This window comes from Luteimonas kalidii, assembly GCF_029887935.1.
GTDB lineage: Bacteria > Pseudomonadota > Gammaproteobacteria > Xanthomonadales > Xanthomonadaceae > Luteimonas > Luteimonas kalidii.
The window spans coordinates 142,452-159,585 of sequence record NZ_JARXRO010000009.1; the positions used below are offsets into that span (position 1 = coordinate 142,452).

Sequence of the window (17,134 nt, forward strand, 5' to 3'; positions counted from 1 at the left end):
GAGCACGGGAGGGCGCCGCGGCGGCGGCGCATCCGATGCGACGTGTCTTTCGACCGGGCGTGCAGCCGCCGCTTCATCCGCAGGGGCGACGGCGGACCGTCCTACAGCGCATCCCCGTCCAGTTCGCCGGTGCGGATGCGCACCGCGCGCGTGAGGTCGTAGACGAACACCTTGCCGTCGCCGATCTTGCCGGTGCCGGCGGCCTTGACGATGGCCTCGGTCACCGCGTCGACCTGGTCGTCGACCACCACCACCTCGAGCTTCACCTTGGGCAGGAAGTCGACCACGTACTCGGCGCCACGGTAGAGCTCGGTATGGCCCTTCTGCCGGCCGAAGCCCTTGACCTCGCTGACGGTGACGCCGGTCACCCCGACTTCGCCCAGCGCCTCGCGCACGTCGTCGAGTTTGAACGGCTTGATGATCGCCATCACCATCTTCATCACGCGGCTCCTGTCTGCGGGCGGTCGTGCCTGCCGGCGGCACCGCGCTAGCATACCCGGTGCCGGAGTCGGGCTTTTCCTACCCCCGGCCGCGTCCGCCGCCGACTGCGCCGTCACCCGGGCCGGTCCAAGCTGGACGCAGACCCGACGGAGCACGCGCATGATCGACCTCAACCACATCGACGACCTCGCCCGCCGCCTCAGCGGCCTGGTGCCGCCCGGCCTGCGCGAGAGCCGCGAGGAACTGCAGGAAAACTTCAAGTCCGTGCTGCAGTCCGGGCTGGCGCGGCTGGACCTGGTGACGCGCGAGGAGTTCGAGGTGCAGCGCGCGGTGCTGCTGCGCACGCGCGAGAAGCTCGAACAACTGCAGTCGGTGGTCGCCGAACTCGAGGCGCGCCAGTCCACCGGCGACGCGCCCACGCCTCCGACCCACTGAGCCCACCGCCATGGGACTTGCGCTCGTGCATGGACGCGCGAGGGCCGGGGTGCGTGCGCCCGCGGTCAAGGTGGAAGTGCACCTGGGCGGCGGCCTGCCCTCGATGTCGATCGTCGGCCTGCCCGAGGCCGCGGTGCGCGAGGCCAAGGACCGGGTGCGCGCGGCGATCCAGTGCGCACAGTTCGAATTCCCCGCGCGCCGCATCACCGTCAACCTCGCCCCGGCCGACCTGCCCAAGGGCGGCGGCCGTTTCGACCTGCCGATCGCGCTCGGCATCCTCGCCGCCAGCGGCCAGTTGCCGCAGGACGCGCTGGGCGACTGCGAATTCATCGGCGAGCTCGGCCTGACCGGCGAGCTGCGCCCGGTCGACGGCGTCCTGCCCGCCGCGCTGGCCGCGGCGCAGGCAGGGCGCCGGCTGGTGGTGGCCGAAGGCAACGGCGCCGAGGCGGCGCTCGCCGCCGGGCTGGAAGCCTTCACCGCGCGCACCCTGCTGGAGGTGTGCGCGCTGCTGACCGGACGCAAGCCGCTGCCGGCCGCGGTCGCGCCGCCGCATCAGGCGGAAGACGGGCCCGACCTGCGCGACGTGCGCGGCCAGGCGCAGGCGCGGCGCGCGCTGGAGATCGCCGCGGCCGGCGGGCACCACCTGCTGCTGGTCGGCCCCCCGGGCTGCGGCAAGACGCTGCTGGCCTCGCGCCTGCCCGGGCTGCTGCCCGAAGCCGATGAAGCCGACGCGCTGGAAACCGCCGCGATCGCCTCGGTCAGCGGACGCGGGCTCGATCCCGCACGCTGGCGGATCCGTCCGTTCCGCGCACCGCACCACACCGCCAGCGCGGTCGCGCTCGCCGGTGGCGGCTCCGAGCCGCGTCCGGGCGAGATCTCGCTCGCGCACAACGGCGTGCTGTTTCTCGACGAGCTGCCCGAATGGGACCGGCGCGCGCTGGAGGTGCTGCGCGAACCACTGGAGTCGGGCGTGGTCACCATCTCGCGCGCGGCGCGCCAGAGCGAGTTCCCGGCGCGCTTCCAGCTGGTGGCGGCGATGAATCCCTGCCCCTGCGGCTGGGCCGGCGACAGCTCCGGCCGCTGCCGCTGCCACGGCGAGGCGATCGCGCGCTACCGGGCGCGCATCTCCGGTCCGCTGCTCGACCGCATCGACCTGCATGTCGAAGTGCCGCGCTTGCCGCCGGCCGAACTGCGCCCCGATGCCCCCGACGGGGAGCCGAGCGCGGCCGTGCGTGCGCGCGTGACCGCGGCGCACGCGCGCCAGCACGCGCGCGGCGGACGACTCAACGCACGCCTGTCGCAGGCGCAGACGATGGCCGACTGCCGGCTTGCGTCGCGCGACCAGGCGCTGCTGGAACGCGCGGTCGAAGCGCTGCAGCTGTCGGCGCGCGCGATGCACCGCATCCTGCGCGTGGCGCGCACCATCGCCGACCTCGACGACAGCGACGCCATCACCACCGCGCACCTGACCGAAGCGCTGGGCTACCGCCAGGCCGACCAGGGCGCCGGCCAGCAGGCCGCCTGAAAGGGACGCCGGAAGCCGCGATGGAGACACGGCGGCGCAACCGCGCCGTCTCTGGCCGTATCCTCGTCGGCACACCACCCCGGGGAACCCGTCCATGTCGCGTCTCGTACTCGCTTCCGCCATCTCCCTCGCCCTGGCCGCCTGCAGCGGCGGCAAGGCCGCCGATCCCGCGCCGGCCGAAGGCGCCGCGGCGGCCGCCGCCGTGTCGCTCGATGCGGTCGAACTGATTCCGCGCGACGCCCTGTTCGGCAATCCGGAGCGTGCCAACGTGCAGCTCAGCCCCGACGGCCGGACCCTGAGCTGGATCGCGCCGCTGGACGGCACCCTCAACGTGTGGGCCGCGCCGGCCGACGACCTGTCCGCGGCGAAGGCCGTGACCCGCGACACCGCGCGCGGTATCCGCAGCTACTTCTGGTCCTACCAGCCCGACACCCTGCTGTACCTGCGCGACAGCGGCGGCGACGAGGACTTCCACCTCTACGCCGTCGACCTGAAGACCGGGCAGAGCCGCGACCTGACGCCATTCGAGAAGACCACCGCGCAGGTCGTGGGCGTAAGCGATCGGCATCCCGGCACGATCCTGGTCGGCATGAACGACCGCGACCCGAAGTGGCACGACCTGTACGAGGTCGACCTCGCCACCGGCGAGCGCACCCTGGTGGAGCGCAACGACCAGGAGATCTCCGCCTACCTCGCCGATGCCGACTACACCCTGCGCTTCGCCTCGCGCGCGCGGCCCGACGGCGGCGAAGACCTGCTGCGCCGCGCCGGCGACACCTGGGAGACCTACGACGAGATTCCGTTCGAGGACGGCATGACCACCGGCTTCGCCGGGCTGAGCAAGGACGGCTCCACGTTGTACATGCGCGATTCGCGCGAGCGCAACACCGCCGCGCTGTTCGCCGTGGACACCGCCGGCGGCGACAGGCGCCTGCTGCACGAGGACGCGCGCGCCGATATCGGCGACAACCTGGCCGACCCGCGCACCGGCCAGGTGCAGGCGGTGTCGGTGAACTACCTGCGCGAGGAGTGGGCCGTGCTCGACGAGGCGATCCGCGCCGACCTCGACCGCCTCGCCGCGATCGGCCCGGGCGAGGCCTCGATCAACACGCGCACGCTCGACGACCGCACCTGGATCGTGGCCTATTCCGCCGCCGAGTCTCCGGTGGAGTACTACCGCTACGACCGCGACGGCCAGGGCGGCGGCACATTGACGCGCCTGTTCTCCGGCCGGCCCGCGCTGGAGGGCAAGCCGCTGGTGCCGATGTGGCCGCTGGAGCTGAAGTCGCGCGACGGCAAGACGCTGGTCAGCTACCTCACCCTGCCTCCGCACGCCGACGCCGACAAGGACGGCAAGGCCGACGCGCCGGTGCCGATGGTGCTGCTGGTGCACGGCGGTCCGTGGGCGCGCGACGCCTACGGCTACAGCAGCTACGACCAGTGGCTGGCCAACCGCGGCTACGCGGTGCTGAGCGTCAACTTCCGCGGCTCCACCGGCTTCGGCAAGGACTTCACCAACGCTGGCGACGGCGAGTGGGCCGGCAAGATGCACGACGACCTCGGCGATGCGGTGGACTGGGCGGTCGAAACGGGCGTGACCACGCAGGACAAGGTCGCGATCATGGGCGGCAGCTACGGCGGCTACGCGACCCTGGTCGGGGTGACGTTCACGCCCGACACCTTCGCCTGCGGCGTCGACATCGTCGGCCCCGCCAACCTCAACACCCTGCTCTCGACCGTGCCGCCGTACTGGGCCAGCTTCTACCAGCAGCTGGTGCGGCGCATGGGCGATCCGGAAACGGAAGAAGGCAAGGCCTGGTTGACCGAACGCTCGCCGCTCTCGCGCGTGGACGCGATCAAGAAGCCTCTGCTGATCGGCCAGGGCGCCAACGATCCGCGGGTCAAGCAGGACGAGAGCGACCAGATCGTCAATGCGATGACCGCCAAGAACATCCCGGTCACCTACGTGCTGTTCCCCGACGAGGGCCACGGCTTCGCGCGGGCCGAGAACAACAAGGCCTTCAATGCGGTGGCCGAGGGCTTCCTGTCGCAGTGCCTGGGCGGTCGCGCGCAGCCGATCGGCGAGGAGTTCAAGGGTTCCAGCATCACCGTGCCCACCGGCGCCGACGGCGTGCCCGGGCTGGCCGAGGCGCTGGAGTCGCACACGGCGGACGTTCGCAAGTAGCCCGCGCCACGTACGACCTCACCCGACGGGCGGGAGCGGCGCACGATGCCCCTCCCGTCCACGCCGCGCGGCTCATCCGCGGGCGCATGGCTGTCGCGTCATCGCCGGCTGCAGCGCCACGCCCGGTGCGTCGCCCACGCTGTCCGATCGCTCACGCCGCGCGTTCGAACCCCTGCACCAGCGCCGCCTGGTCCATCGGCCGCGCGAACAGGTAGCCCTGCGCGCGCGCCACACCGCACTCGCGCAGGGTCTGCGCCTGGGCCCGGGTTTCGACTCCTTCGGCGACCACCGCCACGCCGGTCCGGCGCGCGAGGCCGGCGATCGCCTGCACGATCGCCAGGTCGAACGCATCGTCCGGCAGGCCGGCGATGAAGGCGCGGTCGAGCTTGAGCACGTCGATCGGCAGGCGCTTGAGGTAGGCCAGCGACGAATACCCGGTGCCGAAGTCGTCGAGCGCGACCGAGACCCCCAGATCGCGCAGCCGCGCGAGCGTCTGCGCCGCCACCTCGACGTCCGGCAGCAATGCGCTTTCCGTCAGTTCCAGGCACAGCCGGCCGGGCTGCAGGCCGCTCGCCGTGATCGCGGCGGTGACGTCGTCGACCAGGCTGGCCTGGGCGAACTGGCGCGCCGACAGGTTCACCCGCAGCGTCGGCCGCAGTCCGTCGCGCAGCGGCCACTGCCGCGCCAGTCTGCAGGCTTCCTGCAGCATCCAGCGTCCGATCGGCAGGATCAGCCCGCAGCCTTCGATGATGTCGATGAACTCGGCCGCGGGACGGCAGCGACCTTCGTCGTCGCGCCAGCGCAGCAGGGCCTCGGCCGCCACCCAGTCGCCGCTGGCCAGGTCCACCTCGGGCTGGAAATACACGTGCATCTGTCCGGCATCGAACGCCTCGCGCAGGGTGCGCTCCAGCCGCAGCCGGGTGACCAGGCCGCGGTGGTGTTCGGCGTTGAAGACCTCGCAGCGGCCAAGGCGCGTACTGCGTGCGTTGTGGCTCGCGGTCTCGGCGTTGCGCAGCAGGTTGTCGGCAGAGGGCGCGGCGAGGTCGCGCGAGAATGCGATGCCGGCGGTCACGATGGCGGCGGTGCCACTGGCGTCCAGGTGTGCCTGGACCACGTCGATGCAGCGCTCGGCCAGGTTCAGCGCCTCGGTCTCGTGCAGGTGGCGGTGCGGCAGAACCGCAAACGCGTTGCCGCGAACGCGCGCGAGGGTGGCGCTGCCGTCGAGTTCGCGACGCAACCTGTCCGCAGCCTCCACCAGCAGCTCGTGGCCGGCATCGCCTACGTGCGGCGAATCGTCGAGATGGAGGTGGATCGCGACCAGGCCGTTGTCGCCGCCGTGCATCGGCCGCAGCGCCGCGTGCACCACTTCCAGCAGATGGTCTCGGTTGGGCAGGTTGGTATGCGGATCGTGCAGTTCCAGGTAGCGCACGCGCCCCTCGAGCCGGCGCCGGCGATCGATCTCGTAGGCCATCGCCACGTAGTCGCCGATGCTGCCTGCGAAGGCCTGGTCCTCCGGCGACCACACCCGCGGCGGCCCGACGTGTTCGTGGCAGATCACCCCGAGCAGTTCGCCGGCCGAACGTACCGGGGCGTCCAGCAGCGACCCGATGCCGTGCCGGCGCAGGTAGGCCCCCAGCCCGTTGTCGTCGCCGGCGCGCTCGACCGCATCCAGGTCGATGACCCGCACTTCGTGCAGCGCGTCGCTGTAGCCCGCGTCCACCCGCAGCGATTCGTCGCAGGTGCTCGAATGGCGATGCCGGCGGCGCTCGTACTGGTGCAGGCAGTGCAGCACCCGCGCCTGCGGATCGTGCCGCCAGATGTTGACCCGTTCGACCTCGAGGGTCTCGGCCGCCGTCTCGCAGATCAACGCGAACGCGGTGTCCAGCGTGCAGTCGTCCTGCCACACCCGCCGCGCCAGCGAGACCAGCGCCTGGTGGTGGCGCCTGACCCAGGCCCCGCGATCGCGTTGCGCACTCGGCTGCACGTCGGGTGACATCCGGCCCCCTTGGCCTCGTTGGCATGACGGCCGGCACCGGTTCCGCCCCGTTGCGCGTGTTGTATACCCACGCCCGGGGGCCGCGCAAACGGGGCGGCGCCGCCGGGGCCACTGTTACACTTGACACGATTTCCCCCCGGGATCTGCGGCGCCCTGCGGCGTCCAGCCAGCGGCGCCCGCGCCGCCCGCCAAGCGAACCGCCATGACCAGCACCGCCGAACTGTCCTCCCCCGCCTCCGCGCACACCGGCCTGACCCACGGCGTCACCGACCCCGACTACACCCTCGACCACAAGTACATCCGCACCGAGGGACGCATCTACCTGTCGGGCGTGCAGGCGCTGGTGCGGCTGCCGCTGATGCAGCGGCTGCGCGACCAGGCGGCCGGGCTGAACACCGGCGGCTTCATCTCCGGCTACCGCGGTTCGCCCCTGGGCGGCTTCGACCTGGAGCTGTGGCGGGCGAAGAAGTACCTGGCCGAGTCGAACGTGAAGTTCCAGCCGGGCCTCAACGAGGACCTCGGCGCGACCATGGTCTGGGGCACGCAGCAGACCAACCTGTTCCCCGGCGCGACCGTCGATGGCGTGTACGCGATGTGGTACGGCAAGGGCCCGGGCGTTGACCGCTGCGGCGACGTGTTCAAGCACGGCAACGCCGCCGGCACCTCGCGCCATGGCGGGGTGCTGGCGCTGGCCGCCGACGACCATGCCTGCCGCAGTTCCACGTTGCCGCACGGCAGCGAGGGCGAGTTCACCAGCGCGATGATGCCGATCCTCAACCCGGCCGGGGTCCAGGACATCCTCGACATGGGCCTGGTGGGCTGGGCGATGAGCCGCTACACCGGGCGCTGGGTCGGCTTCAAGACCATCGCCGAGACGGTGGAATCCTCCGCGTCGGTCGACGTCAACCCGCTGGCGCTGCAGATCGTCACGCCGGAGGATTTCGAACTGCCGCCGGGCGGGCTCAACATCCGCTGGCCGGATCCGCCGCTCGACCAGGAGATGCGCCTGCACCGCTACGCGGTCAAGGCCGCGCAGGCGTTCGCACGCGCCAACCGCATCGACCGCATGGTGCTGGACGCGGACGACGCGCGCTTCGGCATCGTCACCACCGGCAAGAGCTACCTCGACGTGCTGCAGGCGCTCGAATACCTGGGCCTCGACGCCGAGCGCTGCCGCGAGCTCGGGATCCGCGTGTACAAGGTCGGCATGACCTGGCCGCTGGAGCCGCTCGGCATCCGCGCCTTCGCCCGCGGCCTGCGCGACATCCTGGTGGTGGAGGAAAAGCACGCCTTCATCGAGAGCCAGATGAAGGAGCTGTTCTACAACTTCGACGGCGACCGTCCGTCCATCGTCGGCAAGTACGACGAGTCCGGACAGTGGATCCTGCCCAGCACCGGCGAACTCACGCCCGCGACCATCGCCGGCGTGATCGCGCGCCGGCTGCAGCAGTTCATCCCCGAAGGCAGCCGCGACACCGCGCACATTCGCGACGTGCTGCGCTGGATGGAGCAGAAGGAAGGCGAACTGGCGCTGCCGCGCGCGCAGTTCCCGCGCGTGCCGCACTACTGCTCGGGTTGCCCGCACAACACCTCCACGACCGTGCCCGAAGGCTCGCGCGCGCTGGCCGGCATCGGCTGCCACTACATGGTCACGTGGATGGACCGCGACACCGACACCTTCACCCAGATGGGCGGCGAAGGCGTCACGTGGTGCGGGCAGGCGGCGTTCACCGACACCCCGCACGTGTTCCAGAACCTGGGCGACGGCACCTATTTCCACTCGGGCTCGCTGGCGATCCGGCAGTCGGTCGCGGCCGGCGTCAACATCACCTACAAGATTCTCTACAACGACGCGGTGGCGATGACCGGCGGCCAGCCGGTCGACGGCACCCTGAGCGTGCCGCAGATCGCGCACCAGGTGCGCAGCGAGGGCGTGTACACGATCGTCCTGGTCAGCGACGACATCGGCAAGTGGCGCGACCGCTCGATCTTCCCGTCCGGCACCGAGTTCGAGGACCGGCGCGAGCTCGACGCGGTGCAGCGCCGCCTGCGCGAGGTCAAGGGCACGAGCGTGCTGATCTACGACCAGACCTGCGCCACCGAGAAGCGCCGGCGCCGCAAGCGCGGCAAGATCGCCGATCCGGCCAAGCGCGTGTTCGTCAACACCCTGGTGTGCGAGGGCTGCGGCGACTGCGGCAAGAAGAGCTTCTGCGTCTCGGTGCTGCCCAAGGACACCGAGTTCGGGCGCAAGCGCGAGATCGACCAGAGCAACTGCAACAAGGACTACAGCTGCGTCGAGGGCTTCTGCCCAAGCTTCGTCACCGTGCACGGCGGCAAGCCGCGCAAGGGCGACAAGGCCGCCACCGCCGGCCGCCTGGCCAGCCTGCCGCCGCCGGGCTTCGCCACCGACCTGGCGCAGCCCTGGAACATCCTGATCACCGGCGTCGGCGGTACGGGCGTGGTGACCATCGGCGCGCTGCTGGGCATGGCCGGACACCTGGAGGGCCGCGGCTCGACCGTGCTCGACCAGACCGGCCTGGCGCAGAAGGGCGGCGCCGTCACCACCCATATCCGCATCGCCAGGACGCCGGAGGACATCCACGCCGTGCGCATCGCCGCAGGCGAGGCCGACCTGGTGCTGGGCTGCGACATGGTGGTGGTCAACGACTACTGGGCGCTGTCGAAGCTGCGCGCGGGCCGCTCGCAGGTGGTGCTCAACACGTACGAGGCGATGCCCGGCACGTTCACAACCCGGCCGGACATGCAGTTCCCGGCTGCCGACATCGTCCAGGCCGTGACCCAGGCGCTGGGCGGACATGCGCCGCTGCGGATCGACGCCACCGAACTGGCCACCGCGCTGATGGGCGATGCGATCGCGTCGAACCTGTTCATGCTCGGCTATGCCTGGCAGCGCGGCCTGGTGCCGCTGTCGTTCGAGTCGCTGATGCGCGCGGTGGAACTCAACGGCGCCGCGGTGGAGATGAACAAGACCGCGTTCGCCTGGGGCCGGCTGGCCGCGATCGATCCGGAAGCGGTGTACGAGGCCGCCGGCGTGGTGCGCAACGCGCCCACCGTCGCCGAGGACACGCCCGCCGCGCTGCAGTCGCTGCCGCCGGGCGAATGGGAGAGCACCGAATGGGGCGCGACCTCCGCGCCGCGTCCGCTGCGCGCCGAGGACGAGCTGCGTCACGTGCCCGCACACGCCGGTACCGATGCGGTCGCGTTCCTGCCGCTGGACGACCTGCGCCTGTCACGCTCGCTGGACGAGCTGATCGCGCGCCGGGTCGAGTTCCTCACCGAATACCAGGACGCGAAATACGCCAGGCGCTATTCGGATTTCGTCGCGCGGGTGCGCGAGGCCGAGCACGCCAAGGCGCCCGGTTCGACCGACCTGTCCGAGGCGGTGTCGCGCTACTTCTTCAAGCTGATGGCCTACAAGGACGAGTACGAGGTCGCCCGGCTGTACACCAGCGGCGATTTCCTGCGCCGGGTGGAGCAGCAGTTCGACGGCGACTACCGGCTGCACTTCCACCTCGCGCCGCCGCTGCTGGCGAAGAAGAACGCCAAGGGCGAACTGGTCAAGCGCGAGTACGGCCCCTGGGTGTTCAGGGCGTTCGGACTGCTGGCGAAGCTGAAGTTCCTGCGCGGCGGCGCGCTGGATCCGTTCGGCCGCACCGCCGAGCGGCGAATGGAGCGCCAGCTGATCGACGACTACGAGCGCACCGTGGGCGGCCTGCTGGACGAACTCGACGGCGGCAACGTCGGCCTCGCTGCCGAGATCGCCGGCATCCCGGAGCAGATCCGCGGCTACGGCCACGTCAAGGACGCGCACCTGCACGCGGCCAAGGCGCGCGAGGCCGAACTGCTGCGCGAGTGGGCCAACCCGCTGCGCATCGTGCAGGCCGCCTGAGGCAAACCCGACCGGAAGCAGTCGCGCATGGCAGACGAACCGCGCATCGCCCGCCCCGGCCGCCGCCGCCCGCTGCGCCTCTACGAAGTGGTGATGGGCGGCTGCGTGGTGCTGATCTCGGTGATCTCGCTGTTCGTCGCGCTCAGCGCCAATCGCACCCAGGAGCGCATGCTCGCCGCGAGCGTGTGGCCCTCGCTGATCTCCGGCACCAGCAACATCACGCTCGAAGGCGATCCGCAGATCTCCATCGACCTGCTCAACCGCGGCACCGGACCGGCGCGCGTGCGCTGGGCGCAGCTGCTGCACGACGGCGTCCCGGTCGGCGACATCGATGCGTTGCTGTCGCGCTGCTGCGCCGCCGAGGGCGGCGCCGCCGCACGCGACCGGCTGCAGTTCCTCAGCAGCGGCATCCAGCACCGCGTGGTCGGCGCGGACGAGTGGATCGCGCTGCTGCGGGTGCCGCAGCCGCAGCCGGTGCACCCGTTGTGGAACGCGCTCGACCGCGAGCGCCGCCGGATGGAGCTGCGCGTGTGCTACTGCTCGGTCCTGGACGACTGCTGGGTGCTGGACAGCACCGAGGACGAGCCCGAACCGGTGCGCCAGTGCCCGCGCGCACCGGACGTGCTGTGGAACGGCTGAGCGGGCTGCGACACCGCAAGCGGGCCTGAGCTGGGACGCGGAGCACGCCGCGAGGCTTGCCGCGTCGCGCCGGCCGGCACGACCAGGGCGCGCACGGGGGACGCGCTGCGTGCCGCTAGTCCTGCCGCGTGAACACCGTCTCCCGGCCGCCCTGGTGCAACGTCACCGACGCAGGCGTGCCCGTGTCCGGCGCGAACACCAGGGTCGCGTCGACCACCTTCAGGAAGAACCGCGAAGGCGATTCGGCAAAGATCTCGAACGCGGGTTGCCCGCTGAGCTGCGCCTTCGGCGTGTCGCCGTCGAGGAAGACCTTCAGCAGCATCCCGCCGACCGCATACTCGCCGGCGATGCGTTCCAGCGCCTCGCGCGGCAATTGCAGGCCCGTCCGCGCCGCCGGCAACGGTTCGTCGCTGCGCGGCACCACTTCGCCCTCGCCTTCGTCCTCCGGGAAGAAGCGCATGGCCGCGACTGCGCCCGCCGTATCGCGTTCGAACACGATGCGCGAGAAACCCTCTTCGAACAGGAAGGTATCCCTGGCCACGGGAATCAGTGCGTGCGCCACGCCACCGGTGCGCTGCGAGGTCAGCACGCCATCCTTGACCCGCAGCACGCGCGCGGCGTCCTCGTCGATGCGGTAGACGCCCTCGTAATCGTCCAGCGCCTCGACATCGACCTCGACCGGTGTCTTCTCCGGATACGGCCTGCCGATCGCGTGCGCGGCCAGCAGATTGGCGATGCGACCGGTGCCGAGCATGTCCGGCCGCCCGCTGTCGGCGTTGTAGAGCACCGCGACCGTGGTGTCGCTGCCGGGCAGGTACAGCAGATAGCTGCTGAAACCGTGGATGCCGCCGCCATGCTGCAGCTGCGGCTCGCCGCGCAGGGTGCCGGTGGAGATGCCGAAGCCGTAGTCGTGCTCGGCGGCCTTGCCGACCGGTGTGGTCATGGCCCGATAGCCGGCGTCCTCGAGCACCCTGCCTTCGTGCAGCGCGCGGTTCCACCTGAGCAGGTCATCGACGGTCGAGACCAGCGCGCCGGCCGCATGCGGCTGGGTCATGCTCAGATGCATCGCGCGTGCCCACTGTTCGCCCTTGCGGGTGTAGCCGTCGACGTGTCCCGGGATCACCGCATCGGCCTCGTTGCCGTAACCGGTGTGCGCCATGCCCAATGGCTGGAAGAAGACCTCGTCGAGATACGCATGCCAGGGCTTGCCGCTGGCCGCCTCGATCACCGCGCCGACCAGCACGTAGCCGGAGTTGTTGTAGTGCCAGCCCTCGCCGGGCGCGAAGTCGGGGGTCTCGTCCTTGAAGGTGTCGATCAGCTGCGCGGTGCTCAGGTCCTTCATGATGCCGCCGCCGGACATGATCGAGTCGATGTCGGTATAGCTGCGGATGCCGGACGTATGGTTGAGCAGCATCTCCACGGTGACCGCGTCGCCGCCGGGATAGCCGGGCACGAACTTCGACAGGGGATCGTCCAGTGACAGCTTGCCGTCCTCGGCCAGCTTCAGCACCGCGGCGGCGGAAAACTGCTTGGTCACCGAGCCGATGCGGAACACGTGGTCGGGCGACAGCGGAACGCCGAGCTCGAGGCTGGCGCGGCCGCAGGCGCCGCGGTAGAGCACCTCGTCCCCGCGCGCCACCAGGACCGCCATGCCCGGCGCGCCGGGGTCGCAGTTCGTCTCGAGGCTGCGCGCAGAGAAGGCCGCGACCTCGGCGTTCGACGGCAGCGGCTGGGCGTGGGCGGCGATCGGAACGAGCAGGCAGAACAGCAGGGTCAGGCGCATCGGACATTCCTTCTGGGCGGTCGGGCCACCGTAGCGGGCAGGACCCCGGGGCGGACGTGCGACTGGTCACGCCACGACGCGGCCGGGGCGACGCGCGTGACCGGGGCTGCGCGTGCAGCGTGTCGACCCGCTGCACGCAGGCCGGATGCCGCACCTCCCGCGCATGGCACGGACGTGCGCGCCACGGCTGCGGGCGCCGTCGCGTCGCCGTTCATGCGGAGCCGGTCGCAGGCGGACCCATGTGCCGGGCGCGCCGCGCTTCGCGCCGGGCGCGGGCGGCGTCGTTGCGCGCGCGCTGGCGCTTGCGGGCCAGCGCCAGCGCCTGCTCCAGCCAGGCCTGCACCTGGTCCGCGCGCCGGTTGCGGCACACGCCGCCGAGCCCGTAATAGCCCGGGCGGATGTCGACCGCCTCCAGCACCTCGCGGTTGATCAGCAGGCGCAGGAATTCCGTCGCCAGGCCCAGCCGGCGGACGTGGTCCTGCACCCGCATCAGGCGCAGCGTGCCCTCCGCCATCGCCGCCACGCCGAGCGTGGTGTCGGGCATGCCGGTGGCGGTGCGCGCCAGCACCGCCGACCATTTCAGGCGCAGGACGTACAGGTGGGTGGGGCGCACCGCATGCCTGGTCAGCGGATCGGACAGCAGGATCGAATGTTCGACGTGGTTGATCGTGCCGTCGGCCATCAGCGCATCGCACAGGCCCTGCCAGTCGCCGTCCGCCGCGACCGCATGGCGCTCCAGCCGCAGCACGCGGCGCCGGTCCTCGCCGTCGTTGTCCAGCCGCGGCAGGTCGAGCCGCTGCTGGCAGAACGCGACGAAGCGCGCGCCGAAGGTCGGTGCGCCCACGATCCAGGCGATGCGGAACATCGGCGCCCAGCTCCAGTGCCGGAACGCGTTCACCCAGCCGCGGTTGTCCGGATGGTACCAGGCGTGTTCGAGGCCGAGGTCGTGGTAGACCGCCTCCATCAGCCGGATCAGTTCCTGGCAGAAGTAGAAGCAGGCGCGGAAATCCTCCGGCGCGGGCAGCCGCGTGCGCAGCTCCAGCGGCGACGGCGGCGCGGCGCCCGGCGCGTCCGGCACGCCGGCGACCAGGTCCGCCCACGCCGGGTGGAACTGCGCGTCGAGCACCGCCAGCGCGGGCGTGTCGCGCAGCTCGCCCAGCAGCCGGGTCAGCGCCTCGCCGTGCAGCGCGAAGCGATCGTCCAGCCGCGGCAGCGGCGCCACCCAGCGCTGGCGCAGGGCGATCAGCAGCTTGTCCTTGAGCGCGGAGTCATAGAGGCCCAGCTGGTCGTGCGCGGGCGAGCCGGGCGCGGCGTCGATGCGTTCGAGCGCCGGCTCCAGCGCGCGCCGCGCGATGTCCTCGCCCAGCCGGCGATAGCTCTCGAACTGCGCCTCGTCGAAGAACTGGTCGGAGGTGGGTTCGTGCGGGAAGCAGTCGTGGCTGCGCGCGTAGTGCACGATGTCGGCGGGCTCTTCGCCGGTCAGGGTCGGCTTGAGGTACAGCAGCGTGCCGGCGCTGCCGTCGGCATACGTGATGTGCCCCACCGCGCAGCTGCGCCCGGCCAGGCCGCCGTCGCCCGCGGCCAGCGCGGCCACGTCGATATCGATGTTGGCGCCGAAGTCGACCCGGCACTTGTGCACCGCGTTGCCGAGGTCGGCGAAGGCGCGGCCGCCGTCGGCCGCGGCATCCACGCACAGGATAAAGCGGCAGCGCCGGCGCACGAGCTCGTACAGGGCCAGGTTCTCGAAATGCCCGCCGTCGGACAGGTGCACGAACTTGCCGCCGGCGTGGGTGCGTCCGAGCAACTCGGCCAGCAGCCAGCGGCCGAAGAACGGCGCGTCGTCGGCGCGCGGACGCTCGGGATGGCGCGGGTTGGGCAGCCACCAGCCCAGCCGCGCATCGAACAGGGTGAGCAGGAAGGTGACCGCCGGCGAGCTGTGGTAGCCCATGTTCGGGTTCACCGCGGCGCCGGAGATGGCGATCGCGCTGCCGAGCGTGAGCGAACCGGCCAGCGAGTCGCCGTGGCCCGCGTCGCGCGGCGCGGTCGACGACGCCTCCCGGCAGGCCGTGCCCGCGGTCGCGGCCATGCGGTCGCCGATCGGCGGCTCGCCGAAGCGCGAGTCCGGCGGCAGCGAGCCGCACCAGCCCGGGCTGAGGCAGAACGAGGCCGCCTTGCGGTCCTGCCAGTCGAGCTGCTTGGCCGCGACCAGGTTGAGCGCGGTGCCGATCAGCGGATACAGCGGGCGCGCGCCGTCGTGGCGCTGCACCTCGACCAGGTCGGCCAGTACCAGGTCGTCCTGGACGTCGAAGTTGGTGGTCGGTTCGGGATTGCGGTGCAGGTTGCTGGCGCCGAGATAACAGCGCACCAGACGGTTGCGGTAGAAGGCGTTGAGGCTGAACTCGTTGACGTCCACCGCCCAGCCGAACAGCAGCCACACCGCGAGCGCCCCGGCCAGCAGCAGCACCAGCGCGCGCGGATGCCCGGTCACCGCCGCGTGCAGCCGCGCCAGGTAGTCGGCCAGCGACTCGCTGGCGAAGGGCGGAAGCGCCGCCGGTGCGCCGCCGGCGACGCGCTCCAGCCACGGCCCGGCCGCCTGCAGCAGCATGTGGCCGGCGAGGCTGAGCGCGATCAGCAGTCCGAGCAGGAACACCCAGGGCGCGACCCGTGCCACCAGGTCGAGCAGGCGCGAGCGCTTCGAGCGCCCGCTGCCGTCGCGCTTGCCGTGCGCGACCAGCAGGCCGATGCCGGTGGTCGACAGCCACGCCAGCACGCCCGCCCAGCCCGCGCCCGACAGCGCGCGCACGCCCTGTCCCGCGCCGTAGCGCATCGCCCAGGGGCCGTAGATCGTCAGCGCCAGCGTCAGGGTCATGCCCAGCGCCACCAGCGCGCTGGTCTTGCCGCCCACGCGCGCCCAGATCTCGCGCTGCAGGTCGCTCATGGCCGGGCCGGCGAGGCCGAGGTGCACGATCGCGGTCAGCACCACCGCCGCCACCACCAGCGGCGGCCCGAACGCCAGCACGTGCCAGAGGCTGCCGACCGCCTGCCACGCCGAGAGCCAGTCGCGCAGCGCGACGATCGCCACGCCCGCGAACGCCGCCGCGCCCACCGTGGCCAGCACGAAGCGCCAGGGATGCCGCTGCAGCGCGGGTGGCGGCGCATCGCCGGTCGCCACCAGGCGCGAATACCAGGGGTCCATCAGCAGCCAGGCGTGCCACACCGTCAGGTACAGGGCCGCGGTGACGATGCCCAGGTCGAATCCGCTCTCGGCCCAGGAAGCCGGCAGCCAGCCCAGCGCCGTCGCGAACAGCCCGGGTAGCCGTTCATAGCGCGCCAGCCCCAGCGCCCCCAGCATCGAGGCCAGCGCCAGCGCGAGGATCGTCGCCAGCGCCGCTGCCACCACCCGCCACGGCGGCGGCTCCGGCTCGCCGGCGGCCTGCGGCCGGCGGTTGGCATAGGTGCTCACGTAGGCCAGCAGCACGATCGCCAGCATCCCGGTCAGGCCTGCCAGCGACAGCATCAGGGTGGGGTTGCGCGTGGTGACTTCCACCACGCCGGCGTACAGCAGCAGCGGGACCAGGCACAGCGCCAGGATCAGCGCGCACAGCTGCACCTGCACCAGCACCACGTTGCGCACGTAGGTGCCGACCATGCCCAGGGTGTCGCCGGAAAAGGGCGACTTCCGCGGGCTGAGGTAGTTGCTGTATTCGCGCAGGTGGCGGATCGGGCGCTGGCCGGGGCCGTCGTCGTCGGCGGGCGTGCGGTCGCCGCGCGGCGCCAGGGTGGCGAATGCGCGGGCGAACCCGTGCCGCCGGATCAGCCCCTGCAGGAACGCACCCGCATAGCCGCCGCCGGACACGGTCGACTGGTAGTGGAAGCAACCCAGCAGGCCCAGCCGCGCCAGCGCCTGCAGCACGCCGAGCCCGAACGTGGCGCTGCGGATGCCGCCGCCCGACAGCGCGAGGCCCCAGGCTTCGACCGCGCCCGGATCGCGCAGCTCCTGTCCGAGCACGGTGCGCAGTTCGGCGGCCTTGACCGCATCGATGTCCGGGGTGGTCTGTGGGCGCCCGCCCCAGCGGGCCTGGAGCGCGGGCAATACATCCTGCAGGCGCACGGCATCCTCCGTGTGCGTTGGCAGATCCCCCCGGTCGCCACTGTAGTGCAACGCGGACGTCCACGGTGCGCGGACATGGCCGCCCGGCCGCGGGCGACGCGTTGACTGG

9 protein-coding genes are annotated in these 17,134 nt (G+C 71.8%); 5 read left to right on the top strand and 4 right to left on the bottom strand.

From position 1 onward, the window contains the following. Positions 1 to 101: 101 nt before the first annotated feature. Positions 102 to 440 carry a P-II family nitrogen regulator gene (locus tag QFW81_RS02285; protein ID WP_280576939.1) on the bottom strand — a complete coding sequence of 113 codons (339 nt, stop codon included), beginning with the start codon at positions 438 to 440 and terminating at the stop codon, positions 102 to 104. Positions 441 to 600: 160 nt separating this feature from the next. On the opposite strand from QFW81_RS02285, the gene ubiK reads away from it, so the two are divergent. From ubiK to QFW81_RS02300, 3 genes are all read left to right on the top strand, one after another. Further along, positions 601 to 876, top strand: coding sequence for a ubiquinone biosynthesis accessory factor UbiK (gene ubiK, locus QFW81_RS02290; RefSeq protein ID WP_280576940.1), 276 nt, complete (start codon positions 601 to 603; stop codon positions 874 to 876). Between the two features lie 10 nt (positions 877 to 886). After that, positions 887 to 2,401, top strand: a complete 1,515-nt coding sequence (locus QFW81_RS02295) for a YifB family Mg chelatase-like AAA ATPase (RefSeq protein ID WP_280576941.1) — start codon at positions 887 to 889, stop codon at positions 2,399 to 2,401. A gap of 94 nt (positions 2,402 to 2,495) precedes the next feature. Further along, positions 2,496 to 4,586, top strand: a complete 2,091-nt coding sequence (locus tag QFW81_RS02300; RefSeq protein WP_280576942.1) for a S9 family peptidase — start codon at positions 2,496 to 2,498, stop codon at positions 4,584 to 4,586. 151 nt (positions 4,587 to 4,737) lie between these two features. Here the strand turns inward: QFW81_RS02300 and QFW81_RS02305 are convergent, their stop codons facing one another. After that, a complete protein-coding gene (locus QFW81_RS02305; protein WP_280576943.1) occupies positions 4,738 to 6,570 on the bottom strand; it encodes a putative bifunctional diguanylate cyclase/phosphodiesterase in 1,833 nt (610 codons plus the stop codon). 214 nt (positions 6,571 to 6,784) lie between these two features. Between QFW81_RS02305 and QFW81_RS02310 the strand changes: the two genes are divergently transcribed. Then, positions 6,785 to 10,492: an indolepyruvate ferredoxin oxidoreductase family protein gene (locus tag QFW81_RS02310; protein WP_280576944.1), complete on the top strand. Its 3,708-nt coding sequence runs from the start codon at positions 6,785 to 6,787 to the stop codon at positions 10,490 to 10,492. Positions 10,493 to 10,519: 27 nt separating this feature from the next. Further along, entirely contained in the window at positions 10,520 to 11,131 is a 612-nt protein-coding gene (locus QFW81_RS02315) for a hypothetical protein (RefSeq protein ID WP_280576945.1), read from the top strand. A 115-nt stretch (positions 11,132 to 11,246) separates the two neighbouring features. Here QFW81_RS02315 and QFW81_RS02320 read toward each other — a convergent pair whose 3' ends face one another. After that, positions 11,247 to 12,914: a serine hydrolase gene (locus QFW81_RS02320; protein ID WP_280576946.1), complete on the bottom strand. Its 1,668-nt coding sequence runs from the start codon at positions 12,912 to 12,914 to the stop codon at positions 11,247 to 11,249. 211 nt (positions 12,915 to 13,125) lie between these two features. Continuing rightward, positions 13,126 to 17,025, bottom strand: a complete 3,900-nt coding sequence (locus QFW81_RS02325) for a patatin-like phospholipase domain-containing protein (RefSeq protein WP_280576947.1) — start codon at positions 17,023 to 17,025, stop codon at positions 13,126 to 13,128. Positions 17,026 to 17,134: the final 109 nt, after the last annotated feature.